This is a genomic window from Pseudomonas sp. MWU12-3088 (assembly GCF_023242405.1).
Taxonomy (GTDB): Bacteria; Pseudomonadota; Gammaproteobacteria; order Pseudomonadales; family Pseudomonadaceae; genus Aquipseudomonas; species Aquipseudomonas kribbensis.
This window is the reverse complement of record NZ_JALJEA010000012.1, coordinates 14,603-39,214: the sequence shown is the minus strand read 5'-3', so window position 1 is coordinate 39,214 and position 24,612 is coordinate 14,603. Positions and strand designations below refer to the sequence as shown.

20 protein-coding genes are annotated in these 24,612 nt (G+C 61.2%); 12 read left to right on the top strand and 8 right to left on the bottom strand.

The window, feature by feature from the left end:
* Positions 1–130 precede the first annotated feature (130 nt).
* Positions 131–1,756 (top strand): PvdJ/PvdD/PvdP-like protein, encoded by a 1,626-nt coding sequence (locus tag M5B98_RS24215; RefSeq protein WP_248744217.1) that lies wholly within the window; start codon positions 131–133, stop codon positions 1,754–1,756.
* 57 nt (positions 1,757–1,813) lie between these two features.
* Here M5B98_RS24215 and M5B98_RS24210 read toward each other — a convergent pair whose 3' ends face one another.
* The 3 genes from M5B98_RS24210 to M5B98_RS24200 are packed head-to-tail and all read right to left on the bottom strand — an operon-like array spanning position 1,814 to position 6,353.
* Positions 1,814–3,208, bottom strand: coding sequence for an efflux transporter outer membrane subunit (locus M5B98_RS24210; RefSeq protein ID WP_248744216.1), 1,395 nt, complete (start codon positions 3,206–3,208; stop codon positions 1,814–1,816).
* Between the two features lie 7 nt (positions 3,209–3,215).
* A complete protein-coding gene (locus M5B98_RS24205) occupies positions 3,216–5,189 on the bottom strand; it encodes a MacB family efflux pump subunit (RefSeq protein ID WP_248744215.1) in 1,974 nt (657 codons plus the stop codon).
* Positions 5,190–6,353 carry an efflux RND transporter periplasmic adaptor subunit gene (locus M5B98_RS24200; protein WP_114882081.1) on the bottom strand — a complete coding sequence of 388 codons (1,164 nt, stop codon included), beginning with the start codon at positions 6,351–6,353 and terminating at the stop codon, positions 5,190–5,192.
* A gap of 325 nt (positions 6,354–6,678) precedes the next feature.
* Here M5B98_RS24200 and M5B98_RS24195 point away from each other — a divergent pair, with 325 nt between their 5' ends.
* The 7 genes from M5B98_RS24195 to M5B98_RS24165 all read left to right on the top strand — a co-directional run bounded on the left by M5B98_RS24195 (position 6,679) and on the right by M5B98_RS24165 (position 17,177).
* Complete coding sequence (locus M5B98_RS24195; protein WP_192553190.1) at positions 6,679–7,161, top strand: sigma-70 family RNA polymerase sigma factor; 483 nt, start codon at positions 6,679–6,681, stop codon at positions 7,159–7,161.
* A 133-nt stretch (positions 7,162–7,294) separates the two neighbouring features.
* Positions 7,295–8,632, top strand: a complete 1,338-nt coding sequence (locus M5B98_RS24190) for a lysine N(6)-hydroxylase/L-ornithine N(5)-oxygenase family protein (RefSeq protein ID WP_248744214.1) — start codon at positions 7,295–7,297, stop codon at positions 8,630–8,632.
* A 493-nt stretch (positions 8,633–9,125) separates the two neighbouring features.
* A complete protein-coding gene (mgtA, locus tag M5B98_RS24185; protein ID WP_248744213.1) occupies positions 9,126–11,825 on the top strand; it encodes a magnesium-translocating P-type ATPase in 2,700 nt (899 codons plus the stop codon).
* A 55-nt stretch (positions 11,826–11,880) separates the two neighbouring features.
* A complete protein-coding gene (locus M5B98_RS24180) occupies positions 11,881–12,597 on the top strand; it encodes an MgtC/SapB family protein (protein WP_085711975.1) in 717 nt (238 codons plus the stop codon).
* A 145-nt stretch (positions 12,598–12,742) separates the two neighbouring features.
* Entirely contained in the window at positions 12,743–13,162 is a 420-nt protein-coding gene (locus tag M5B98_RS24175; RefSeq protein ID WP_248744212.1) for a chemotaxis protein CheY, read from the top strand.
* A gap of 155 nt (positions 13,163–13,317) precedes the next feature.
* A complete protein-coding gene (locus M5B98_RS24170) occupies positions 13,318–13,944 on the top strand; it encodes a response regulator transcription factor (RefSeq protein ID WP_248744211.1) in 627 nt (208 codons plus the stop codon).
* A gap of 41 nt (positions 13,945–13,985) precedes the next feature.
* Positions 13,986–17,177, top strand: a complete 3,192-nt coding sequence (locus M5B98_RS24165) for an ATP-binding protein (RefSeq protein ID WP_248744210.1) — start codon at positions 13,986–13,988, stop codon at positions 17,175–17,177.
* A gap of 4 nt (positions 17,178–17,181) precedes the next feature.
* Here the strand turns inward: M5B98_RS24165 and dkgB are convergent, their stop codons facing one another.
* The gene (gene dkgB, locus M5B98_RS24160) at positions 17,182–17,985 is read right to left on the bottom strand and encodes a 2,5-didehydrogluconate reductase DkgB (protein ID WP_248744209.1); all 804 of its coding nucleotides are present in this window, start codon (positions 17,983–17,985) and stop codon (positions 17,182–17,184) included.
* 115 nt (positions 17,986–18,100) lie between these two features.
* Positions 18,101–19,009, bottom strand: a complete 909-nt coding sequence (locus M5B98_RS24155; RefSeq protein ID WP_248744275.1) for a LysR substrate-binding domain-containing protein — start codon at positions 19,007–19,009, stop codon at positions 18,101–18,103.
* Positions 19,010–19,113: 104 nt separating this feature from the next.
* Between M5B98_RS24155 and M5B98_RS24150 the strand changes: the two genes are divergently transcribed.
* From M5B98_RS24150 to M5B98_RS24140, 3 genes are all read left to right on the top strand, one after another.
* Complete coding sequence (locus tag M5B98_RS24150) at positions 19,114–19,980, top strand: pirin family protein (RefSeq protein ID WP_102621969.1); 867 nt, start codon at positions 19,114–19,116, stop codon at positions 19,978–19,980.
* A 159-nt stretch (positions 19,981–20,139) separates the two neighbouring features.
* Complete coding sequence (gene ycaC / locus M5B98_RS24145) at positions 20,140–20,766, top strand: isochorismate family cysteine hydrolase YcaC (protein WP_248744208.1); 627 nt, start codon at positions 20,140–20,142, stop codon at positions 20,764–20,766.
* A 150-nt stretch (positions 20,767–20,916) separates the two neighbouring features.
* Positions 20,917–22,359 carry a mechanosensitive ion channel family protein gene (locus M5B98_RS24140; RefSeq protein WP_248744207.1) on the top strand — a complete coding sequence of 481 codons (1,443 nt, stop codon included), beginning with the start codon at positions 20,917–20,919 and terminating at the stop codon, positions 22,357–22,359.
* 6 nt (positions 22,360–22,365) lie between these two features.
* On the opposite strand, the gene M5B98_RS24135 is transcribed toward M5B98_RS24140, so the two are convergent.
* Positions 22,366–22,953, bottom strand: a complete 588-nt coding sequence (locus M5B98_RS24135) for a GNAT family N-acetyltransferase (protein ID WP_248744206.1) — start codon at positions 22,951–22,953, stop codon at positions 22,366–22,368.
* A 183-nt stretch (positions 22,954–23,136) separates the two neighbouring features.
* Here M5B98_RS24135 and M5B98_RS24130 point away from each other — a divergent pair, with 183 nt between their 5' ends.
* Positions 23,137–23,964 carry an arylamine N-acetyltransferase family protein gene (locus tag M5B98_RS24130; RefSeq protein ID WP_248744205.1) on the top strand — a complete coding sequence of 276 codons (828 nt, stop codon included), beginning with the start codon at positions 23,137–23,139 and terminating at the stop codon, positions 23,962–23,964.
* A 3-nt stretch (positions 23,965–23,967) separates the two neighbouring features.
* Here the strand turns inward: M5B98_RS24130 and M5B98_RS24125 are convergent, their stop codons facing one another.
* Together M5B98_RS24125 and M5B98_RS24120 are read right to left on the bottom strand one after the other, a co-directional pair.
* Positions 23,968–24,297, bottom strand: a complete 330-nt coding sequence (locus tag M5B98_RS24125) for a BrnA antitoxin family protein (protein ID WP_119427465.1) — start codon at positions 24,295–24,297, stop codon at positions 23,968–23,970.
* Between the two features lie 3 nt (positions 24,298–24,300).
* Positions 24,301–24,585 (bottom strand): BrnT family toxin, encoded by a 285-nt coding sequence (locus M5B98_RS24120; RefSeq protein ID WP_248744204.1) that lies wholly within the window; start codon positions 24,583–24,585, stop codon positions 24,301–24,303.
* Positions 24,586–24,612: the final 27 nt, after the last annotated feature.

Here is a 24,612-nt window from a genome sequence, read left to right as displayed (position 1 = left end):
CGTGGCGGCAAAACAACGGGCGAAGACGGCCGGGCATGAAGAGGTTCTTTTCGGACAGTGATAAATTTACCGATCCAGCAAACGTTCTAGCTTGGATAAAGCCTGCTTCATGGCTGACACAGGTAGGGCAATGACGATCTCTCGACGCTGGTTCATGGCGGGCATGGCACTCACGGGCGCTGCGCTGCCTGCCGCTTTTTATGCACATCGTGAGCTGACCCGCGAGGAGGAGCCGATCACGCCGGGCGAGGCCACGGTCGATCTGGCGGACACCGCCGGGCAGCAACTGGCCGACAACCTGCGCGGGGTCTGGGACATCCGCTTCACGGGGGCCAATGCCGGACTCGACGGCTTGCCCCGTGAAGGTCTGGAGCTGTTTCTCGATATTGCCCAGCGTGGGCGTGGTTTGCGCGGGTGTCTCGATACCGGCCCGCGCTTGCGCACCGACGCTTCGCCGCACTATGAAGTCATTGGCGATCTGGCTCCGGGCAATGGCGCGGAGCTTTACTGGCGCCTGATGCGTACGGACATGCCGCAAGCGCCGGCAGTCTATGAGTTCCGGGTCAAGCTGGACGAAGTCTGGGCGGCCTTCGGCAATGCCGGCAGCGGCACGTTTACCGGGCAGGTACTGCGGCTGGAACGGCCGCTGGCTCTGCCGGAACTCGACAATCGTTTCATCGCCATCAAGCGCCGCTTCCCCGAGGCCCGCGAGCGGACCGGCCTGAACCCGACATTGCTGGCGTGGCTGGTGTCGCCCGAACATCGCCTGTTTCACCAGCTCTGGCATGCCTCGCGGGACAAGTGGCACAAGCTGTCGGAGAAAAAACGCGACGCGTTGCGTGGCATCGGCTGGCAACCCGGCCCCCGTGACAAGGAGCGCGATGCGCGTGGCCCGCGCAAGGATCGCAACGGTTCGGGCGTCGACTTTTTCTTCATGCATCGCCACATGCTGGGCGTCGCCCGTTCGATGCAGGATCTGCCGTCGTGGTCGAGATTCCCCGCGCCGCAACCGGAACTGGAACGTGACCGTCAGGGTTTTGCCCGCTACTTCGACAACCACGACGGCAACGCCTTGCCACCGACCTGGCTGGCGGAGGGCGATGACGAATACACAAAATGGGTCAGCGACATCAAGGCCGCCGAAACCTATCACAGCAACTTCCAGGTCTGGGAGTCGCAGTACACCGATCCGCGCTATCTCTCGAAACTGACCCTCGGCCAGTTCGGCTCGGAAGTCGAACTGGGCCTGCACGACTGGCTACACATGCGCTGGGCGTCAGTGGCGCGTGATCCTTCCAACGATATTCCACTGCCGATGGCCCGGGACCAGGCGGACTTCGCGGCCCGTTGGTACGCCGCCGAAAACGACTTCCTCGGCGACCCGTTTTCCTCCCATGTGAACCCGGTGTTCTGGCGTTTCCATGGCTGGATCGACGACCGCATCGAGGACTGGTATCGCGCTCACGAACGCTTCCATCCGGGTGAAGTGAGCCGCATGCAGGTCAATGGCGTGCCATGGTTTGCGCCGGGACGATGGGTCGAGGTCGATGATCCCTGGCTCGGCCCGGACACCCATGGTTGCAGCACCGTTCCCGGCCTGCAGGTGGGGCGCTCGGTGGAGATGGACCCGGAAACCATGAAACTGGCGCTGCGCATCACCTTCGGCGATGAAAACAACATGGCCGATCTGTTTCGCCGGATTCCGCAGCGGCCGTGGTACGCCAGGCACCTGAAGGTCAAAGGACGACAGCTCTGAAGACAAAAAAATCGCAGCCACCGGGCTGCGATTTTTTTGCCTGGAACAGGGTTGTTTTCAGATCACTTGCCAGCCCCCGCCCAGCGCCTTGTACAGCGCAATGCTGGCCTGCAGGCGTGACAGCCGCAGTTGCACGTTCAAGTCCTGGGCGGCATACAGCGTGCGCTGGGTCTGCAGCACCGTCAGCAGATCCTCGGCGCCGGCCTGATAGCGGCTCTGGGCAATGTCGAACGCGGTCTGTGCCTGGCGCAGTTCTTCGCTTTGCCACTGGCGTTGTTCATCGAGGCCGCGAATGCTCGTCAGGGCTTTCTCGACGTCCGCAAAGCCATTGATGATCGCGCCGCGATAGGTCTCCAGCAGCTCTTCCTGACGCGCCGTGGCCTTGTCGCGCTCGGCGCCGAGGCGACCGTTGTTGAAAATCGGTGCCACCAGGCCCGACGACAGATTGTAGAAGGTGGTGCGCAGCAGATCCGCCGCGAGGTCGGCGCCGGTGCCGAGGCTGGCGGTCAGTGTGAGTTTGGGCAGCATGGCGGCGCGGGCAACGGTGACATCCGCCTGGGCGGCGGCCAGTTTCGCTTCGGCGCTGGCGATGTCCGGACGTCGTTGCAGCAGCTCGCTGGGTACGCCGCTGGCAATGTCCGGCCATTGCAACTGGGCGAACGACTGCTTGGGCGACGGCAATTCCTGCACGGGTTGGCCGAGAAGTGCCGCCAGAGTGATCAGGGCCTCGCGCGCCTGTTGTTGCGTCAACGGCAGTTTGCGTTGTTGCTCGGCGACCAGGCTCTTTTGCTGAGCCAGCTCCAGCGCCGTGGCGCCGCCGGCGTCGTAGCGGGTCTGCACCAGATGCAGCACGCTCTGTGCATTGGCCAGGTTGAGCCCGGCAATTCGCGCCTGCTCACGCAGCGCCAAGGCCTGGGTGTAGCTGTTGGCAACGGCGCTTTGCAGGGTCAGTTCCACCGTCGAGCGATCGAACTCGCTGGCCTGCAGGGCGAACACCGCGCTGTTCCGGGCGGCGCGTTTGCCGCCCCAGAAATCGATTTCGTAACTGGCGCTCAACTCGGCATCGTAATAATCCAGCGAGCGTTTGTTCGGGTTCACATCGAGTTGGCTGTAGCCTTTGCCGTGCAGAAGTTTCTGCCGATTGGCATTCAGGCCGGCCTTGATTTCCGGCAGCAGCGGGGCGCCGGCGATGGTCGCACCGGCCTGGGCCTGCCTGACCCGGGCGACGGCGGCGGCCAGGTCATGGCTGCCCAGTCTTGCCTGGTCGATCAGTTGATCGAGTTCCGAGCTGCCGAAGTGCGTCCACCATTGTCGATCGCTCTGGCTGGCGCCGGGATGTTCCGGCGATTGCCAGGTTGGCGGTGGTTGCAGACCGCTGTCGGGGCGCGGCGCGAGGCTGCCGCAGGCCGCCAGCAAAACGCTGGCGGCGAGAAGTGTCAGGTGGGCTTTCATAGGTCGATCATTCACTGGTGAGGGCCTTGACCGGGTCGAGCCGGGCGGCCTTGCGGGCCGGCATGAAGCCGAAGATGACACCGGTGGCCAGCGCGCAACCGAAGGCGCCGATCACGGCGATCCACTGGAACGCCATGGCCACACCGCTGAGTTGCAGCACGCCGCCGACCAGCATCGCCAGGCTGATGCCGGCAATGCCGCCGACCACCGATAGCATCACGGCTTCGGTCAGGAACTGGCGCAGGATGTCGCGCTGACGGGCGCCGGTGGCCATGCGGATGCCGATTTCCCGGGTGCGCTCGCGCACGGTCATGAGCATGATGTTCATCACGCCGATACCGCCCACCAACAGGGAGATGGCGGCAATCGCCCCGAGCATCAGCGACAGCGTGCCCTGGGTACGAGCCTCGGCCTGGATCATCGCGGCGTTGTTGGTCAGCTCGAAATCCTTCTTCCCGTTGTGCCGGCGCAGCATCGATTGTTCGATGGCGTGCTCGGCTTCCTTGACCCGGCGCGCATCCCGCGCGGCAATCACCACGTATTCCGGATTGCGGCTGCCGAACAGGCGCATGCTGGCGGCGGAGTAGGGCACGGCGATCCGGTTGTCACTGTCCGAGTCGCCGGAGCTGGAGCCTTTTTCCGCGAGTACACCGAGGACCTGGAACGGCACGTTTTCGATCAGGATGTACTGACCGACAGGGTCGGCGACATCCTTGAGCAGCTTGTCGCGCACCTTGGTCCCGATCACCGCGACGGCCGCGGCGCTGTCTTCATCGGCCTGGGTGAAATAGCTGCCCTGGATCACTGGCCAGTTGAAGATGGTCGGGAAGTTGGTGTCGTTACCGCCCACGTAACTGGTGTGGTCGGCATTGCCGAAACGCACGCCGGCGGTCGCACCGTTGACCGGCATGATGCGTTCAACCTGAGGCAGGGCGGCCAGTTCGGCGACGTCATCGAGGGTGATGATGCCCGGCGGTGTGCGCGGGTTGGGCGCAGCGCCGCTGAGATAGATGATGTTGGAGCCGAATGCCCCCATCTGCGCCATCACCTGGCGCTTGCTGCCTTCGCCCACCGCCAGCATGACCACCACGGACGCGACGCCGATGACGATCCCCAGCAGGGTCAGCGCGGTGCGGAAGCGGTTGACCCACATGACGCGCCAGGCCGCTTGCACGGCATCCACCAGTTCGCCTTTCCAGGCGCCGCTCTGGGTGCTGCCGGTGGTCAGGCGCTCGCGCAGGTCCACGGCTTGCAATGTGCCGGAGCCGGCGGTGGTTGTGGCCGATGATTGCGGGTCGGCGGTATCGCTGATGATCAGGCCGTCACGGATTTCGATGATGCGCTTGGCGCGTTGCGCGACTTCGCGGTCGTGGGTGATGAGAATCACCACGTGGCCCTGATCCGCCAGTTCATCGAGCAGGGTCATGACCTCGGCGCCACTGTGGCTGTCCAGCGCGCCAGTGGGTTCGTCGGCAAGAATGATGTGGCCGCCATTCATTAGTGCACGGGCAATCGACACCCGCTGCTGCTGTCCGCCGGAAAGCTGGTGCGGGCGGTTGGCGGTGCGGCTGCCGAGGCCCAGGCGGGTGAGCAGGGCGTGGGCCCGGACGTGACGTTCGGCGGCCGGTGTGCCGGCATAGATCGCCGGCATCTCGACGTTCTCCTGGGCCGAGCCGGACGGAATCAGGTGATAACCCTGGAACACGAATCCGAACGCTTCGCGGCGCAGCCAGGCCAGGGCGTCAGTGTCCAGCCGGGCGACATTTTCCCCGGCAAACAGATACTCGCCGCTGCTGGGACGGTCGAGGCAGCCGAGGATGTTCATCAGTGTCGATTTGCCGGAGCCGGAGGCACCGACGATCGCCACGAATTCGCCGGCATGAATCGACAGATCAATGCCGCGCAGCACTTCCACCAGCGGGCTGTCGCCGCCGCCGTAGGCTTTGCGGATCTGTCGCAGGTCAATCAGGGGCGTTTGCATTCAGCCTCCGTTGCCGGTGGCCGGACTGCTCAGGACGTGATCGCCTTCGGCAAGCCCTTCGAGGATTTGCGTGCGCAAGCGGTCGCGGATGCCGATCCGGACTTCCCGGGATTGAATCTCGCCATTGGCGGCGACGACCTGCGCCGATTGCCAGTCTGCACGGCTGCTGCGCTGCAGGGCGGCGGTGGGCACGGTCAGGGTGTTTTGCGCCTGTTGTGAAACAAAGAACACCTGGGCCGTCATGTCGGTCATCAGGCTGTTGTCGGTGTTTTCGACATCCAGTAATACCGTGTAAAGCACCACCCGTTCGCTGCCGCTGCGACCGCTGGTGGGACTGGCGCCCTGACTTTGTTCGAGCGGACGCGGCGGCACCGGCAGGATCTGCCGCACGGTGCTGCTCCAGCGCCGGCTGCCGCCGCTGAGGGTCGTGAAGTAAGCCGTCATGCCCGGCTTGACGTGACCGATGTCGGCTTCGGAAACCTCGGCCCACACGGTCATCGGTGAAAGCCGTGCGATCCGCAGAATCAGCGGGGTCTGTTGTTGCGCGTTGAGTGTCTGGCCTTCCCGGGCGCCCACGGCCACCACGGTGCCGGACATCGGCGCGTAGATGCGTGTGTAGCCAAGCTCGGCCTCGTCACTGCGCAGACTGGCCTGGGCCTGACGGATCTGTGCCTGGAACATGTCGATCCGGGCCTGGGTGGCGCGTACTTCGGCCCGGGCGGTCTGGACGTCTTCCTCGCGGGTGGCGCCCCCGGCAGCGAGTTTCTGCTGGCGCTGGTATTTCTGCTGCGCCAGCTCATGCTGGGCGCGTTGTTCCTGCAACTGCGCCTTCAGGTTCTCGATGGAGAACCGGCCGGCGTCGAGCTTGGCCTTTTGCGTGGAGGGATCGATTTCCACGAGCAACTGGCCTTCCTTGACCACATCACCGGCCTCGACATGAATTTTCTGGATCTGCCCGGACGCCTGCGCACCGACATCCACATAGCGACGTGGCTGCAGGGTGCCCAGGGCGGTCACGCTGTTTTCGATGTCGCCACGGGTCACTTGAACGGTGGCAAGCGTTTCACGGCCGGGCGGCAGTACTTGCCACGCGGCAACCGCGATGACGGGGATCAGGCAAAGGGCAACGAACAGGGCACGGCGGGCGGGGAGGGGACGTTTCATGCAGGGTTCCGGCCAGTGGAATTCGGCCCGTCGTTCAGCAGGTGAACAGGTTCGGTCGGTCGCTGAACGCTGTCGCAAGGCACGACAGACACGGGGGAGCTGTCCTGTAAACGATGCATGTGCAAGGGAATTTAACTGTTCACACACGAAGTTACAGGTTGCCGGAGCGGGCTATTTGTCAGCGAAGGAGAATCACTACTTTAAATCTATATGAGAATTACTATAAATTACGCGCCTCACGTTGCCACCATCGTGCTACCGCTTCGCGGGGCCCGAAAAAACGGTGTGCTCAAGGACAGGACCCGCACTCAAGCGGCCGGGAGTCATGTTGGAAAACTACTATCGCGAGCTGGTGTGTTTCCTGAACGCCAAGCTCGGCAACCGACAGGTGGCCGAAGATGTGGTGCATGACGCCTATGTGCGGGTCCTGGAGCGCTCCAGCGATACGCCGATCGAACAACCCCGGGCCTTCCTCTATCGCACCGCGCTGAATCTGGTGATCGACGATCATCGGCGCAATGCCCTGCGTCAGGTCGAATCGCTGGAAGTGCTCGACAGCGAAGAGCGCTATTTCACCCCGTCACCCCACAGCACCCTCGACCACGGCCAGCGCCTGGACATGTTGCAACGCGCCTTGGCCGAGCTTGCGCCACTGTGCCGCGACAGTTTTCTGCTGCGCAAGATCGAAGGCATGTCCCATCCCGAGATCGCCGAACACCTTGGCATTTCCAAGGCCCTGGTGGAAAAGCACATCGTCAATGCCATGAAGCATTGCCGCCAGCGAATCAAGCAATGGGATGCCCACTGAAGCCCCTGCGTTAAATTTTATTTCACTGTCCTCGTTCCTACTCAACAGACGACCTGTTGTCCTGTCCCGGGCCGGCCGGTCACCCAAGCTCTTCCTCCGCGCTGTTCGGGGGTTCATCCAGAGGACACTGGAAATGACACAGGCAATTGCATCGCCCATCGTTCACGATCTGATCGGCGTCGGTTTCGGCCCTTCGAACCTGGCGCTGGCCATCGCTCTGCAGGAGCGTGCTCCGACCCTCGGCGAGCTGGATGTGCTGTTTCTCGACAAGCAACCGACTTACAGCTGGCACGGCAATACGCTGTCGACCCAGAGCGAATTGCAGATTTCCTTCCTCAAGGATCTGGTGACCCTGCGCAACCCGACCAGCCCGTACTCGTTCGTCAATTACCTCAAGCACCACGGTCGTCTGGTGGACTTCATCAACCTCGGCACCTTTTACCCGTGCCGCATGGAGTACAACGACTACCTGCGCTGGGTCGCCGCGCAGTTCACCGAACAGAGCCGTTATGGCGAAGAAGTGCTGACTATCGAGCCGGTACTGCACAACCATCAGGTCGAAGCGTTGCGGGTGATTTCCCGTGGCACCGACGGCCAGCAATTCGTGCGCACTGCGCGTTCGGTGGTGGTCAGCGCCGGCGGTACGCCGCGCATTCCGGAATCCTTCAAGGCGCTCAAGGGCGATGCCCGGGTATTCCACCACTCGCAGTACCTGGCCGAAATGGCCAAACAACCGTGCGTCAACAACCAGCCGATGAGCATCGCGATCATCGGCGGCGGCCAGAGCGCGGCGGAAGCCTTCATCGATCTGAACGATTCGTTCCCGTCGGTGCAGGTCGACATGATCCTGCGCGGCTCGGCGCTGAAGCCGGCGGACGACAGCCCGTTCGTCAACGAAGTGTTCTCGCCGGAATTCACCGACCTGATCTTCCAGCAGAAGAGCAGCGAGCGTGAACGTCTGGTCAACGAGTACCACAACACCAACTACTCGGTGGTCGATATCGACCTGATCGAGCGCATCTACGGCATCTTCTACCGCCAGAAAGTCTCCGGTGTTGCCCGTCATGCGTTCCGCACCCTGACCACCGTCGAGAAAGCCACCGCTACCGAGCGCGGCATCGAACTGGCGGTGCGCAACAACGCCACGGGTGAAGTCACTGTGCGCGTCTACGACGCCGTGGTGCTGGCCACCGGTTACGAGCGTCAGATGCACCGCAAACTGCTGGCGCCGCTGGAAGAGTACCTGGGCGACTTCGAGGTCGATCGCAACTACAAACTGATCACCGACGAGCGCTGCAAGGCCGGTCTGTACATGCAGGGCTTCTGCCAGGCCAGCCATGGTCTGAGCGATACGCTGCTGTCGATCCTGCCGATCCGCGCGGACGAAATTGCCGGCTCGCTGTATGAGCATGGCAAGAATCGCGGGCACAGCCGTTCGGTGATGGATTTGTTGCTGGCCACTGCCAGCTGATGACTTCCTGATGACTCCCGCGCCGAGCGCGGGAGTCGTTTCCGGGTCAATCCTGAACCCTTCCTGAATGACCTCCACATCCCCCAACCTCATTCCTTTTACGGGTTTACTCTCCAGGCATCGGGGCGTAAGCTTCGCGCGTTTTCATCAATAGCGGAGACCCACAGTGGGTACTTGTTCGAGTGACAGTTGTCGGCCGGTCCTTGTAACCGGCAGATTCTCGGCAAGATAACGCGCATTCCTTTGTGCCGTTGTCTCGCCGAACAGCGAGCAGCGGCATCCCGATCATGGTCAGCTGAGACCATGTCCCGACGTCCTTCTCATCGACGCTGAAAAGAGCGTGGTTTCGACTTCATTGTCGCAATCGCAGCCCTATCGACACGCCTGTCTTTTTTGACCGGCGCGCCAACCCTTGCCGTGCCGGATTTTTCGGTGCAAGAGGGCTGGACGTACCTGCTTGACGGTTTCCCGGCTGACCATAGGGGCAACAGCCATGAAACTTACGCTCAAGGAATTTTTCGCAGGCTTCCTGCGGACCCGTCACATCGCCCGGCACTTCCGTCGTCTGGCCGTGCTGGAAAGTCTTCGCGACACCACGGTCAGCCGTGAAGTGCCGCCCACCCTGGCCAACACGCTGGTGGACGCCGCCCATTGTGACAGCGGCGTGCTGCTGTCGAATCTCGGCACGCACACTGATGGCCTCACCGATTTCGAAGTCGATGTGCTGCGTGCACAGCATGGCCTCAACGAAGTCGAGCACGAGCAACCGCTGCCATGGTGGACTCACCTGTGGCACTGCTACAAAAACCCGTTCAACCTGCTGCTGACCCTGTTGGCGGTGATCTCGTGGCTGACCGATGACCTGAAAGCCGCCACCGTGATCTTCTCGATGGTGGTGCTCTCGACCCTGCTGCGCTTCTGGCAGGAGAGCAAATCCAACCAGGCGGCGGACGCGCTCAAGGCGATGGTCAGCAACACCGCCACGGTGCTGCGCCGGGATGCGCCGCGCACCGAGCTGCCGATCAAGCAACTGGTGCCGGGCGATCTGATCGTGCTGTCGGCCGGCGACATGATTCCCGCCGATTGCCGGGTGCTCAGCGCCAAGGATCTGTTCGTCAGCCAGGCCGCGATGACCGGCGAATCGATGCCGGTGGAGAAATTCCCCCGCCAGGCGGATCGCGATACGCGCAACCCGCTGGAGCTGGACAACATCCTGTTCATGGGCACCAACGTGGTGTCCGGGACAGCGGTGGCGGTGATTCTCACCACCGGCAACAGCACCTATTTCGGTGCGCTGGCGCTGCGGGTCGGGGCAACCGATCGGGCGGTGACTTCGTTCCAGCAAGGGGTGAACAAAGTCAGCTGGCTGTTGATCCGCTTCATGTTCGTCATGGCGCCGCTGGTGTTGTTCATCAACGGTTTCACCAAGGGCGACTGGACCGAAGCGCTGCTGTTCGCACTGTCGATCGCCGTGGGCCTGACCCCGGAAATGCTGCCGATGATCGTCACCTCGACCCTGGCCAAAGGCGCGGTGTTCCTGTCGCGCAAGAAAGTCATCGTCAAACGCCTGGACGCAATCCAGAACTTCGGCGCCATGGACGTGCTGTGCACCGACAAGACCGGCACGTTGACCCAGGACAAGATCTTCCTGGCGCGCAATGTCGACGTCTGGGGCGAAGACTCCGATGACGTGCTGGAAATGGCTTATCTGAACAGCTACTACCAGACCGGCCTGAAAAACCTGCTCGACGTGGCGGTACTGGAACACGTGGAAGTCCACCGTGAACTGAAGGTCGGCACGGCGTTTCGCAAGGTCGACGAGATCCCGTTCGATTTCAATCGCCGGCGCATGTCGGTGGTGGTCGAAGGCCACGGCCAACCGCATCAGTTGATCTGCAAAGGCGCGGTGGAAGAAGTGTTGTCGGTGTGCACCCGGGTTCGTCACGGTGAAGTCGACGAAGCCTTGAGCGATGAATTGCTGGCGAGAATTCGTCAGGTAACAGCAGCATTCAACGCTGAAGGCTTGCGTGTGGTCGCGGTGGCGGCACGGTCGATGCCTGAAGGTCGCGACACCTACAGCCTGGGCGACGAGCAGGAGCTGACGCTGATCGGTTACGTGGCATTCCTCGATCCACCGAAGGAAAGCACCGCACCGGCGCTCAAAGCGCTGGCCGAACACGGCGTGGCGGTAAAAGTGCTGACCGGCGACAACGAGCTGGTGACTGCCAAGATCTGCCGTGAAGTAGGCCTGGCCCAGCAAGGCCTATTGATGGGCAACGACATCGAACGCATGAGCGACGCGCAACTGGCGGTGGCCGTTGAAACCACCAACGTGTTCGCCAAACTGACGCCCACCCACAAGGAGCGCATCGTGCGCATCCTCAAGGGTAACGGCCACGTGGTCGGGTTCATGGGCGACGGCATCAACGACGCGCCGGCCCTGCGCACTGCGGACATCGGTATTTCCGTGGACAGCGCGGTGGACATCGCCAAGGAAGCGGCCGACATCATCCTGCTGGAAAAGAGCCTGATGGTGCTGGAGGAGGGCGTGCTGGAAGGGCGTCGGACCTTCGCCAACATGCTCAAGTACATCAAAATGACCGCCAGCTCGAACTTCGGCAACGTGTTCTCGGTACTTGTGGCCAGTGCGTTCATTCCGTTCCTGCCGATGCTGCCGATGCACCTGCTGGTGCAGAACCTGCTGTATGACATTTCGCAGATCGCGATCCCGTTCGATAACGTCGACGACGAAATGCTGAAACAGCCGCAACGCTGGCAGCCCGGGGATGTCGGACGCTTCATGCTGTTCTTCGGCCCGATCAGTTCGATCTTCGACATCACAACGTTCGCCTTGATGTGGTACGTGTTTGATGCCAACACCCCGGATCACCAGACGTTGTTCCAGTCCGGCTGGTTTGTGGTGGGATTGCTGACCCAGACGCTGATCGTGCACATGATCCGCACGCCGAAGATTCCGTTCCTGCAAAGCCGCGCGGCCATGCCGCTGCTGGTGATGACCGGAATCATCATGGCCGTGGGCATCTTCCTGCCGATGGGGCCGCTGGCGCACTACTTCAAACTGCAGGCGCTGCCGTCGATGTACTTCGTGTTCCTGCCGGTGATCCTGCTGGCGTACATGGCACTGACCCAGGCCGTTAAAGGCTTCTACATCCGCCGTTTCGGCTGGCAGTAACAGGAATGATTCCCCCCCTTGTGGGAGCAAGGGGGGCGGTTTCAAGGAGTTCAACATGCAAGCCATCAACAACATCAACCTCGATTCGCTGCTCGACACTCTGGTCAGCCTCAGCGCGGCTTTCATTCTCGGCGGCCTGATCGGCTTCGAACGCCAGTACCGGCAACGCACGGCGGGCTTGCGCACCAACGTGCTGGTGGCGGTCGGTGCGGCGATTTTCGTCGACATGGCCAACCGTCTCGGCGGAGCCGAAGGTGCGGTGCGGGTGGTCGCCTACGTGGTGTCCGGGATCGGATTTCTCGGCGCCGGTGTGATCATGCGTGAAGAGGGCAACGTGCGCGGTCTCAACACCGCCGCCACGCTCTGGACCTCGGCAGCGGTCGGCGCCTGTGCCGGTGCCGACCTGCTGGCCGAAGCCGTGCTCGGCACCTTGTTCGTTCTCGCCGCGAATACCTTGCTGCGGCCGATCGTCAACAACATCAACCGCCAGCCGCTGGACGTGGTTTCGGCGGAAGTCACCAACATCGTCTACGTGATCGCCCGGCGCTCGCAGCAGACCGCGGTGTTCGCCTTGCTCGAGGCCGAGCTCGAACGCAGCAACTACCCGGCCAGTGACGTCGATGTGCACGCCTTTGGTGCCGACGAAATCGAGATTGAAGCGACGCTCGCAACGACATCGGTGGACGGTGATGAACTGGACGCACTGGTGAAGCGGATTTCCACGTCGAACCTGGTGGTGCAGGCGTTCTGGAGTCCGAGTACCACCGAGTAACCTGGCGAACACCCGTCGTCGGGCAATGGCATGGGTGGCCGTCAATCCGGATGAGTGACGGTTATTTTCGGAATAGTCCTACAGAGCAAGCCTCGATGCTTGGGTAGTCTTGCCGCCACTTGAAGCGACTGGCGGGACTTCCACGATGGCCGACAAAACCTTGCGTATTTTGATCGCCGACACCCGGCACTTTCACCGGATGAAGATCGAGCGGATGTTCAATGCCCTCGATTACTACCGCATTGCACCGGTGCAGACCTTCACCGAACTGCTGTCACTGATCGATTTCGGCTGCGAGCCGTTCGACGTACTGGTGACCGATTCTCAACTGGCAGGTGGAATGCCGGATCTGCACGGATTCCTGTTCGATCTGGCGCAGGTCCGGCATGCACTGGTCTATGGCGAAGCGCTGAACTCATCGGATTTTCCCGGATACTTTCGGCCAAAGATCACCACCTGCGACGCCGTGCTGCCCTCAATGAGCGCCATCACACAGTTGATGGCGTCGGTCGAGGCTTCCCGGGTGCGCTCATCGCATGAGTGCCCGGCAAAATCCCTTGCGTGATGGAGCGCCAGATCACAGATCGGCCGATAGCGCAACTGTCAGGTCTGACAGGTGTTTCGCCTTGCGTCCCGTGTAACAGTCGTAGCGCAGCTACCAATAGTCCCGTTCATGCTAGTTCGGTGGCGTCATCGTCATGTATTCGCCCGGGAGTGATCATGGATTCAGCATTGATCGTCGACGATCACCCGGTGGTTGTCGGTGCCGTCAGAATGGTTCTGGAGTCACTGGGCTATAAACCGATTCATGTCGCTTCGAGTGGCATCGACGTGGTGCCGATGATCCGTGCACACGCGCCGAAACTGATCGTGCTCGATCTGAAGCTCAAGGGCATGGGAGGGCTTGAAGTGCTGGACCGGATCAATGCCCTCGGGCTGGTCTGCAAAATCGTGATTTTTTCATCGGCCGACCCGCACAGCTACCTGGTGCGTTGCCGACGTGCAGGTGCAATGGCTTTTGTGGCCAAGTCTGCCGAGTTGCAGCAGTTGCAGAGTGCGATCAAGGCTGTCCGTTCGGGTTACAGCTATTTCCAGGAATTGCCTGAAGTCAACGCAGGGCAGTCCAATGTGCACAGTGACGAGCGACAGCAAATCGAAGGACTGTCCAATCGCGAGTTACACATTCTCGTGCAGTTGGCGCATGGCAAGCCCAACAAGGACATCGCTCAGGAGATGAACCTGAGCCACAAGACCATCAGTACCTACAAGACCCGCCTGATGCTGAAGCTTGGGGTCAGCTCACTGGTGGTGTTGCGCGAGTTCGCCAGACGCAACCATCTGCTTTGAGAGGCTGCCCGATGATGAGGCCGCTGCGATGCATTCTTCTGATGATCTTCCTTTTGGCAAGCGCGGTGCAGGCATTCGGGGCTGTGCAAAAACTGGAAATCATCTCTCGCACCCGGCTGGAGGGCGTGCAGGTTCGCCTCGACGAGCAGGATCAACAGTGGCTCCGGGCACACCCGGTATTACGCATCGGCGCCTCCGGGCCGGACTATCCTCCCTTTGAATTGACCCGCAACCGGCATGAACTGGAAGGCCTCACGGCCGAATACGCCGACGCGATCGCACAGGTGCTGAATGTCCGGATCGAGGTCTGGTGCTACCCCGACCGCGAAAGCGCCATGGCTGCGCTCAAGGCCGGCGAACTGGACTTGCTGGGCACCTCGAACAACTATGAGATTGCCGATCCCGAGCTGATGTTGTCCCGCGCCTACGCCGAAGATCAGCCGATGTGGGTGACCCGGCTCGACGAGCCGTTGCCCGATGACCTGGCAGGCAAACGCATCGCCATGGTGGATGACTACCTGCCGGCTTCGATCATCCAGAAGGCTTTCCCGAAAGCCACCTTGCAGCGTTATCGCTCGATTCTCGATGCCCTCGGCGCCGTGGCATTCGGGCGGGATGACCTGTACCTCGGTGACTTCATCAGTGCCAGCTATCTGATCAACATCAACTTCCACAACGACCTGCAGCTGGCCGGCCCTTCGGGCCTTGACGCCAACCCCTTCGCTTTTGCCCTGACTCGCAGCAACACACGCTTGAAACGACTGGTCGACAAGGCCTTGCTGGCCATTCCCATGGAGCAACGCCTGGCCATGGAACTGCGCTGGAGTGCCGGGCGTGCGGACATGTCGGGACAAGCGCGGGTAAGTCTCAGCGGCAGTGAACAAGCGTGGCTCGACCGGCATCCGAGCGTACGTGTCGGTGCGATCGAGGATTTCGCCCCGTTGACGTACTTTGATGCCGAGGGAAAACTGCAGGGGCTTACGGCGCAATTGTTGAGCCTGATCAGTCAGCGCAGCGGCCTGAAGTTCGAGATCGTTCGTGGGCGGTCACTGGACCGACAGATCGAACAATTGAAGGCCGGGGAACTTGATCTGCTGCCCGTGGTGACACCCAGCAGCGAGCGTGAACTCGAAATGCGTTTTTCCCGGGCCTATCTGAACAATCCGTTCGTGCTGGTCAGCGGGGCATCGGCGTCGGGCGTGAGAACCCTGGACGACATGGCCGGCAAACGGCTGGCAATCTATCGCGGTCACCCGTTGCGCGACTATCTGCTGGAGCGAGTACCGCAGCTCAGATTGGTCGAAGTACCAAGTCCGGCAGCCGGGATGGAGGCGATTGTCAGCGGGCAGGCCGATGCCACGCTGAGTTCGTTGATGGTGGCGCGCTATCTGATCTCCCGCCAGTACCGGGGGCGCACCCGGATCGTCGGTACGGTGGGGGATCAGCCCGCCCGGATTGCATTGGCCACCGCACCGGATGCCGTGGTGTTGCATTCGATTCTGAACAAGGCGCTGCTGAGCATTGCCCCCAAGGAACTCGACGATCTGGTCGAGCGCTGGGGCCGTGACGCGGTTGCCGATGACAGTTACTGGCAGCGCCATCGACGGGAGATCCTGCTTGGATTCGCCGGTGCGTCCGGGTTGTTGCTGCTGGCGTTGGGCTGGATCGGCTTTCAGCGCCGGCAGATTCGCCAGCGCCAGCAATGGCTGCTTCAACTGCAGGAAGCCAAGGACGCGGCGGATGACGCCAACCGGGCCAAGAGCACCTTTCTGGCAGTCATGAGTCACGAAATCCGTACGCCGATGAATGCCTTGCTGGGCATGCTCGAACTGGCGCTCAAGCATGCCGATGAAGGCGTGACCGACCGTGGGGCTATCCAGGTGGCGTCCACGGCGGGGCAGCAACTGCTGGCATTGATCGGCGATATTCTCGACATTGCACGCATTGAGTCGGGTCAACTGTCGCTGGCTCCCGAACGCGTCAAACTGCGTGAGTCGGTGTTGTCGGTGTGTCGGATTTTCGAAGGAGTGGCGCACCAGAAGCAGTTGTCGTGGCATGTCGAACTGGATGAGCGCAGCAATGTCGAGGTGCTGCTCGACGCCCTGCGTTTCAAACAGGTGTTGTCGAATCTGCTGAGCAATGCGATCAAGTTTACCGATGAAGGCGACGTGAGCCTGCGACTGCGAGTGTTCGCCGAGCGGGACGGGCTGCTGGAAATCGGTGTTGTCATTGAGGACAGCGGCCGGGGCATCAGTGCCGAAGATCAGCAGCGCTTGTTCAGCCCGTTTGTGCAGGTCGGCAGCCAGTCGTTGTCGGCCCGCAGCGGTTCCGGTCTGGGGCTGGTGATCAGCCGCAGCCTGTGCCGGATGATGGGCGGCGACTTGTGGATGACCAGCGAACCCGGACGAGGCACACAAGTCATGCTGCGCCTGGAACTGCCCGTGCTGGAGTCGCCCGCTCAGGAGAACGTTGCGACACCGACAGTGACGGCGGCAAAGCCGCTGGATGTACTGGTGGTGGACGACCACCCGGTAAATCGTCTGCTGCTGTGTCGGCAGTTGAGCGAGCTTGGGCATCGCGTTGTCGACATCGGGAGTGGTGAACAGGCGCTGGATCTGTGGCGCGGTCAAACTTTCGATGCGCTGATCACCGACATTAACTTGCCCGGGCTCAACGGTTATGACCTGGCGCGAGCGATTCGCGAAGAAGAGACGGCAGCGGGCAGGGTGCCTTGTCTGATTCTGGGGTATACCGCCAATGCACAGCTGGAGGAAAAACAGCGATGCCTGGCAGCCGGAATGGATGATTGTCTGTTCAAACCGGTTTTGCTGCGGGAACTGAACCTGGCGCTGATGGCTGCAGAGCCCGACGAAATACAGGTCGCAGGAGCGGAGGACCAGGTATTGACCGGGTTCGATCTGAGTTCGCTGTTGCAATTGGCGGGTGCAGACAACCCGCTGATCGGGCAGTTGCGTGAGGAGGTGCTGAGCAGTCTGCACAGCGATCTGGAGCGTCTGGAGGTGTCAGGGCGGGAAGGTGATCGTGCAGGTCTGAAGGATCTGGCACATCACATCACAGGCGGGGCGCATGTGATCGGGGCCGAGCGCGTGGTTTCGGCGTGCCGGGTACTCGAACAGGCCTGCGGGGACGGTGAGCCCGAGGCCGCATTGAACATTGCTATCGAATTGCTGCGCGTGGCCATGCACGACCTCGCGCAGCAACTTCAAGCCTGAGTGGTCAGTCCCACTGCGGCGCGATGCCTTGAGGGCTGGTCAGGCGATGGCCGCGATCCAGTGTGTCGATCAGCGCCATATCGGCGTCGCTCAGCGTCAGCGCGGTGGCGCCGAGGTTACTTTGCAGGTTGGCGCGCTTGGTCGACGACGGAATCACCGCGTAACCCGATTGCATCGCCCACGCCAGAGTGACTTGCGCCGGGGTGGCTTGCAGGCGCTGGGCGATGTCGACAATCAATGGATCCTTCAGCACTTCGCCATAGGCCAGGGTCATGTAGGAGGTGATCTGGATGCCCAGGCTCTGGGCAAATTCCACGACCTTGCGATTTTGCAGGTACGGGTGCAGCTCGATCTGGTTGGTGGCGATGTTTTCTGCGCCAACCGCTGCGATGGCTTGTTTCATCAGGTCGATAGTGAAGTTGGACACACCGATCTGCCGGGTCAGGCCCATGCGTTTGGCCTCCAGCAGGGCGCCCATGAACTCTTCCACCGACACCTGATCTTCCGGCGACGGCCAGTGGATCAGCGTCAGGTCGAGGTAGTCGGTCTGCAGCTTTTGCAGACTCTCCTTGAGGCTCTCGATCAGACGGTCTTTGGCGAAGTTGGCGATCCAGATCTTGCTGGTGATGAACAATTCGTCGCGAGGGATGCCGCTGGCGACGATGGCCTGGCCGACCTCGGCTTCGTTCTCGTAGATTTGCGCGGTGTCGATGACCCGGTAACCCAGCTCGAGGGCGGTGCTCACCGAATCGATGACCACCTGACCTTGCAGGCGAAACGTACCAAGACCGAAAGCGGGAACAGACATGCATAACTCCAGGGTTGCAGTGGGAATGGACGGAGTATCCGCTGCTGCTTCCTTGAGAAAAACCGCTGTCGGGGCAAAGTACTGTTGACCAGAAGTCACGAATCAATCGCAGGTCTCAAGCGATGTCACTGTGAGCAAACTCATCACCCAGAAAATCAATCAAGGTGCGAACCGACGGCAGTAGTCCCCGGCGCGAAGGAAAGATCGCGTGCACGATCCCGCATTTCGGTGCCCAGCCCGGAATCAACTCCACCACGCGTCCTGCCGCGATGTCTTCGCGCACGACCACGCTCGGCAGATGCGCGATGCCGACTCCGGCAATCACCGCCTGACGCAGGGCAATCAGATCATCGGTGACCAGCCTTGGCGTGTGCCGGATCTGCGCCGAAGCGCCGTTCGGGCCGAGCAGATCCCATTGATACTCACGTTGTGCCGCACCCCAATGCAGGCTCGGCAAACCATTGAGATCGGCCGGCGAGGGCGGTGACGACAAACGCTCGGCAAACATCGGGCTGCCGACCACCGATTGGGTACTGTTGCCGAGCACCTTCATCACCATGTCGGTGTTTTCCAGTGGCGGAAAGCGCACGCGCAGCGCAATGTCGAAACCTTCGTGCAGCAGGTCGACCCGACGGTTGGTGCTCTCGATGAACACTTCCACGAGTGGGTACTTGAGCATGTAGCGGGTGAGCATCGGCCCGACCCAGGAATTGAGCAGCGCCGTCGGGCAGCTCAGGCGTACCAGCCCCTGAGGTTCGGAGCGATTGCGCTCGATCAGCTCGGCGGCGCTCTCGGCTTCAACCCGCATCGCCAGGCAGCGCTGGTAGTAAGCCTGGCCGATTTCGGTCAGCGAGCAATGCCGGCTGGTGCGATGCAGCAGGCGAACACCAAGGCGTTCTTCGAGCTCCGAGATGCGTCGGCTGAGTTTCGACTTGGGGATGTCCAGCGCGCGACCAGCGGCGGCAAAGCCGTGATGCTCCACCACTTGAGTGAAGTAATAGAGGGTGTTGAGGTCTTCCACTATCGTTCTCCATATAGAACGCTAAAGCTGATTTTTGCAGTCTAGTCCATCAATGGTCATGGATTTAAGCTTGATCCATCGCGTCATTCACCCGATTGGAGGCAACCATGAAAAACATCATCGGTATTTACACCAGCCCTCGCGGCCATTGGGTCGGCGATGGTTTCCCGGTTCGCACGCTGTTTTCCTACGACAACCTGGGCAAGCACATCAGCCCGTTCCTGCTGCTGGATCACGCCGGGCCTGCGCAATTCACCCCGACCACCGAACGACGTGGCGTTGGTCAGCATCCGCACCGCGGGTTCGAAACCGTGACTATCGTTTACGAGGGCGAAGTGCAGCACCGCGACTCCACCGGTGCCGGCGGCACCATCGGCCCGGGCGATGTGCAGTGGATGACCGCTGCGTCCGGGATCCTGCATGAGGAGTTTCACTCGGACAACTTCGCCAGAACCGGCGGCAATCTGGAAATGGTGCAGCTGTGGGTCAACCTGCCCGCCAAGGACAAAATGGCGGCGCCCGGTTACCAGACCATTCTGGACGGCGACATCCCGAGCATCCCGCTCAAGGACGGCGCGGGCAGCCTGCGCCTGATCGCCGGTGAGTTCGACGGCCACAAAGGCCCGTCCCGCACCTTCACGCCGATCGACGTGTGGGATCTGCGCCTGAACGCCGGCAAGTTGCTGACGCTGGATCTGCACGAGGGCCGCAACACCGCGTTGGTGCTGTTGCGCGGTTCGGTGCAGGTCAACGGCCTGGAGTCGGTGCGCCAGGGCCAGTTGGCGCTGTTCGAGCGTGACGGCCGGCAACTGACACTTGAGGCCAGCGAAGATGCGGTGGTGTTGCTGCTCAGCGGCGAGCCTATCGACGAACCCATCGTCGGCCACGGTCCGTTCGTGATGAATACCGAGCAGGAAATCCACCAGGCATTCGCCGACTTCCAGTCCGGCCGCTTCGGCCGCATGCACGGCTGACACGCCGCGCTTCCACACCCCGCTCTACACAGGATGCGTAGGCCGGTTCGAAGGCCAGGGATGGCTGCTGCCCAAAAGAAAGAGAAAACGCTGGATTCCCGGCGCTGACCCGAGACCCCGACATTTCGTCGAGATCGACAACACGCGAGGATTACTGCAATGAGCACTCAATACAAACGTCTGGACAAGAACAACGCCGCCGTTCTGCTGGTCGACCATCAGGCCGGGTTGTTGTCGCTGGTGCGCGACATCGAGCCTGACCGCTTCAAGAACAACGTGCTGGCGCTGGCCGATCTGGCCAGGTACTTCAAGCTGCCGACGATCCTGACCACCAGTTTCGAAACCGGCCCCAACGGCCCGCTGGTGCCCGAGCTCAAGGCGTTGTTCCCCGAGGCGCCGTACATTGCCCGTCCCGGCCAGATCAATGCCTGGGACAACGAGGACTTCGTTAAAGCGATCAAGGCTACCGGTAAGAAACAGCTGATCATTGCCGGCGTGGTGACGGAAGTGTGTGTGGCATTCCCGGCGCTGTCGGCCCTTGAAGAAGGGTTTGATGTATTCGTGGTGACCGACGCCTCCGGCACGTTCAATGAACTGACCCGTGAATCGGCATGGAACCGTATGTCCAGCGCCGGCGCTCAATTGATGACCTGGTTTGGTCTGGCCTGCGAGTTGCACCGTGACTGGCGCAACGATATCGAAGGGTTGGGTACGTTGTTCTCCAACCACATCCCGGACTATCGCAACCTGATGACCAGTTACAGCACGCTGACCAGCGGCAAGTAATAAGCCCTATGAAAACCTGTGGGAACACGTTGTCTCCCACAGGTTTTTTTGGAGCCTGCCAAATAGCACTCTTCCCGCCAAATCAATTGCTCCTACACTAAGCCCAATCTGTGCGATCTTCTCGCGATTGACCTCTGTCGGAGTTGTTTGATGCTGTCTCTGCTGACTGAACATCCGTTGTTCTGCGCGTTGATCCTGATCCTGCTCGACCTGGGCCTGTGGCGCCTGATCAGTTCCCACGGCAGCGAATGGAAGCTGCTGGTGCGGGTGCTGATTTTCAGCCTGTTCAGCGTGCTGCTGTTCAACGAAGGCCTCAATCCGATGGAGCCGGCGCCCTGGGCCGACAACGTGCCGCTGCATCTGGCGGCGACCGGGTTGCAGATCGGCTGGTGGCTGTTCGGTGCGCGCACGCTGACGGTGTTGATCGGCGCGGTGATGATGCAGCGGGTCGGCCACACCGGGCGGCTGCTGCAGGATCTGCTCGGCGCGGTGATTTTCCTGATCGCCATCATCGCGGCGCTGGCCTATGTGCTGGACCTGCCGGTCAAGGGCGTACTGGCCACATCCGGAGCACTGGCGATCATCGTCGGTCTGGCATTGCAGAGCACCCTGAGCGACGTGTTTTCCGGGATCGTCCTGAACACCACCAAGCCTTATCAACTCGATGACTGGATTTCCATCGACGGCACGGAAGGGCGGGTCACCGACATCGACTGGCGCGCCACGCGCCTGCAAACCTCACAGGGCAGCATGGCGGTGATTCCCAACTCGCTGGCGGCCAAGGCCAAGATCATCAACTTCAGTCGCCCGAGCAATATGTTCGGTGTTGCCGTGAGTGTGCAGGTCAGCCCCCATGCACGGCCGAATTCGGTGATCGACGCCCTGGAGCGGGCGATGCAAGGCTGTCGCCCATTGCTGGACAACCCGGCGCCAAGCGTCGCGTTGAAGAGTTCGAGCAGTGCCGGCGCGGAATATGAAATCAGTGGTTTCGTGGCGTCGATGAGTGAGAAGCGTGCGGTGCGCAATCAGTTGTTCGATCTGGCTTTCCGGCATCTGCAAGCGTCCGGAGTCAATCTGCTGTCGAGCAATGAACCCGCCGCGCCAGCTCATCTCTCACGGCCGCGGGCGCTGCTCGACAGCTCGCCGATTTTCTCCACCCTGCGTCAGGAAGAGAAAGAGACCTTCAGCCAGAACATGGCCCTGCAAACCTTCCGTGCCGGAGAAATTATTCTGGCGGGCGGCGAGGTCAGTGACCATCTGTTCATCATCGAGTCCGGCGTGGTTTCGGTGACGTTGAACCGGCACGGCGTACCGTTCGAATCAGGGCGCATGGGGCCGGGGGAAGTGATCGGCGAGGCCGGGATCCTTTCCGATACCTCGTTGCCGGCCGATTTTTCCGCCAAGACGTTCTGCGCCCTGTACCGCATCGAGAAGTCGTATCTCAAGCCTTGCCTGGATGCCCGTCATGACATCAACGATGCAATGAAGGCGCTGCTCGATTTCCGCCTGCTCAAGGCGCAGGCGCTGACTCAGGAAACGCCGGTAGCCGTACCGAAAAGAGGTTTCCTGCAGTGGCTGCGCCATCGCGCCTGAGCGGGATCAGCGGCGTTCGTATCCGGCGAGTTTTTGTTCGAGGTTCTGGCGCACCTGCGGCCATTCGTCATCAATGATGCTGAAGCGTACCGAGTTGCGCTTGCGCCCGTCGGGCATGATCCGTTCGTGTCGCACGATGCCTTCCTGCTGTGCACCCAGGCGCAGGATCGCATTGCGTGACTTCTGATTGTTTTCATCGGTGGTGAACTGCACGCGCACGCAATTGAGCACCTCGAAGGCGTGGCACAGCATCAGGTATTTGGCTTCGGTGTTGACGAAGGTTTTCTGAAAGCGCGCCGAGATCCAGCTGCTGCCGATCTCCAGCTTGCGATTGAGCGGATCTATCTTCCAGAAACGGGTCGAACCGATCACCTCGCCGGTTTCCTTCAACACGATCACAAACGGCATGACTGTGCCGGCCTCACGCCCGTCGAGGGCCTTTTTCAGATAGCTGTCGACAGTGGTCGCCGACGGCACCACGGTGACGGTGAGATTCCACAGCTCGCCGTCTGCGGCGGCGTGGAGCAGGGCGTCGGCATCGGAATATTGCAGGGGGCGCAGGACGATGCCCTGGCCTTGCAGTGTGATGTGCATGGGGCGTGGCTCTCGGTAGTTCGGGCAAGGTCTTATTACGCCGCATCGGGCAGCGTCGTTGCAACCGCCGGTTCAGGCGCCAAGGCCGATTGGTGAAATCAATTGTCGATTCAATGCCCGGATCCCGTATACATGGCGACCATCAGCGGAACGATCCGCGTCTCCATGCCTAAGGACCGAGCAATGAGCGAGCCACGCCTGACGAATCTGAAACAGTATCTGCAACGGTTGGGGTTCGACACGCCCCCGGCACCGACCCTTGAGACCCTGCGTTTGTTGCAGTTGCGTCATACCGGTGCCTTTCCCTTCGAGAACCTTTCGACGCTCAGCGGCGAACCTGTACTGATCGATCTGCCGTCAATCCAGCGCAAGGTTCTGGAGGATGCCCGTGGCGGTTACTGCTACGAACTCAACAATCTGTTTCTGGCCTTGTTGCTGGAACTGGGATTCGATGCGCGGGGCATCAGTGGCCGAGTGGTCATGAATCAGCCCGAAGGCAGTTGGACGGCGCGCACTCATCGCCTGAGCCTGGTGACCCTCGACGGCGTGCGCTACATCACCGATGTCGGCTTCGGCGGCATGGTGCCGACTGCACCGCTGGTGCTCGATACCGAAGCCGAGCAATCCACGCCGCACGAGCCGTATCGCATCGAAGTGCAAGCCGATGGCTACATGCTGCGGGCCAGGGTCGCCGGCGAATGGCGGCCGATGTACCTGTTCGACCTGCAACGCCAGGAAGACATCGATTACACCCTTGGCAACTGGTACGTCTCGACGCACCCGGATTCACCATTCGCCCAGCGCCTTATGGTCGCGCGTACGGGCGACGGCTGGCGACGCACGTTGAACAACGGCAGTTTTGCGATCCACCGCATTGGTGCCGAGAGCGAGCGGCGCGAGGTGACGGATGTCGATGAACTGATCGAATTGCTGGAGCGGGAGTTCGGCCTGCGCTTGCCGCACCAGCCTGGTGCGCGTCTGGCACTGGCGCGCTTGATTCAGCCGAACTGAAACCTAAGGTTTTGCATCCGGCTCCAGCACCCGCCGGATTTCGTTCACGGCCGCCGACAGTTTTTTCTCAAGGCTCTTGAGGTCGGTGGCGGTGATGCCTTTCTTGAATTGACCGATGGAATGCTCGAGTTCATCGGCTGTGGTACGGCCGTCGAGCAGAGCATGGCGCAGGGTGTTGTTGATTACCGTCTGATAGCCATACCCCTCGCTTTCAGCGACCTCGCGCGCAGCCTCGATGACCGCGTCATCGAGCATGATGGTGATGCGGGTCTTGCCCTTGTTGGAGGCAACGGCGCCCCGTTTACCTTGGCTGAAATCGTACTCATCCTTCATTGATCAAGTCTCCGGAAAGTATTGGCGTCGCTCGCTGGGGGTTGCGGTGCGTGCGGAAATGATTCGAACAATATTCGGCTCCCGATAGCTGTAAACAACGGCCAGCAAACGTCCCTTGGCGTCGGTGCCGAGTGTGATCCAGCGTTGTTCGTCATGGTCGTTGTCTTCAATCGTCAGTGCTCGTTCGTCGTAGAAGACCGGTTCGGCCTCGGCGAGGCTGATTCCTCTGTGCTTGAGTTTGTTGGCAGCATTCTTGCTTTTGTCGAACTGAATCTTGAATGACTTCATTATGCATACTTTATATGTATAAAAAAG

Coding starts and splice junctions, on each gene's coding strand:
- M5B98_RS24215 (WP_248744217.1), top strand. CDS start 131: ATGACGATCTCTCGACGCTGGTTCATGGCGGGCATGGCACTCACGGGC.
- M5B98_RS24210 (WP_248744216.1), bottom strand. CDS start 3,208: ATGAAAGCCCACCTGACACTTCTCGCCGCCAGCGTTTTGCTGGCGGCC.
- M5B98_RS24205 (WP_248744215.1), bottom strand. CDS start 5,189: ATGCAAACGCCCCTGATTGACCTGCGACAGATCCGCAAAGCCTACGGC.
- M5B98_RS24200 (WP_114882081.1), bottom strand. CDS start 6,353: ATGAAACGTCCCCTCCCCGCCCGCCGTGCCCTGTTCGTTGCCCTTTGC.
- M5B98_RS24195 (WP_192553190.1), top strand. CDS start 6,679: ATGTTGGAAAACTACTATCGCGAGCTGGTGTGTTTCCTGAACGCCAAG.
- M5B98_RS24190 (WP_248744214.1), top strand. CDS start 7,295: ATGACACAGGCAATTGCATCGCCCATCGTTCACGATCTGATCGGCGTC.
- mgtA (WP_248744213.1), top strand. CDS start 9,126: ATGAAACTTACGCTCAAGGAATTTTTCGCAGGCTTCCTGCGGACCCGT.
- M5B98_RS24180 (WP_085711975.1), top strand. CDS start 11,881: ATGCAAGCCATCAACAACATCAACCTCGATTCGCTGCTCGACACTCTG.
- M5B98_RS24175 (WP_248744212.1), top strand. CDS start 12,743: ATGGCCGACAAAACCTTGCGTATTTTGATCGCCGACACCCGGCACTTT.
- M5B98_RS24170 (WP_248744211.1), top strand. CDS start 13,318: ATGGATTCAGCATTGATCGTCGACGATCACCCGGTGGTTGTCGGTGCC.
- M5B98_RS24165 (WP_248744210.1), top strand. CDS start 13,986: ATGATCTTCCTTTTGGCAAGCGCGGTGCAGGCATTCGGGGCTGTGCAA.
- dkgB (WP_248744209.1), bottom strand. CDS start 17,985: ATGTCTGTTCCCGCTTTCGGTCTTGGTACGTTTCGCCTGCAAGGTCAG.
- M5B98_RS24150 (WP_102621969.1), top strand. CDS start 19,114: ATGAAAAACATCATCGGTATTTACACCAGCCCTCGCGGCCATTGGGTC.
- ycaC (WP_248744208.1), top strand. CDS start 20,140: ATGAGCACTCAATACAAACGTCTGGACAAGAACAACGCCGCCGTTCTG.
- M5B98_RS24140 (WP_248744207.1), top strand. CDS start 20,917: ATGCTGTCTCTGCTGACTGAACATCCGTTGTTCTGCGCGTTGATCCTG.
- M5B98_RS24135 (WP_248744206.1), bottom strand. CDS start 22,953: ATGCACATCACACTGCAAGGCCAGGGCATCGTCCTGCGCCCCCTGCAA.
- M5B98_RS24130 (WP_248744205.1), top strand. CDS start 23,137: ATGAGCGAGCCACGCCTGACGAATCTGAAACAGTATCTGCAACGGTTG.
- M5B98_RS24125 (WP_119427465.1), bottom strand. CDS start 24,297: ATGAAGGATGAGTACGATTTCAGCCAAGGTAAACGGGGCGCCGTTGCC.
- M5B98_RS24120 (WP_248744204.1), bottom strand. CDS start 24,585: ATGAAGTCATTCAAGATTCAGTTCGACAAAAGCAAGAATGCTGCCAAC.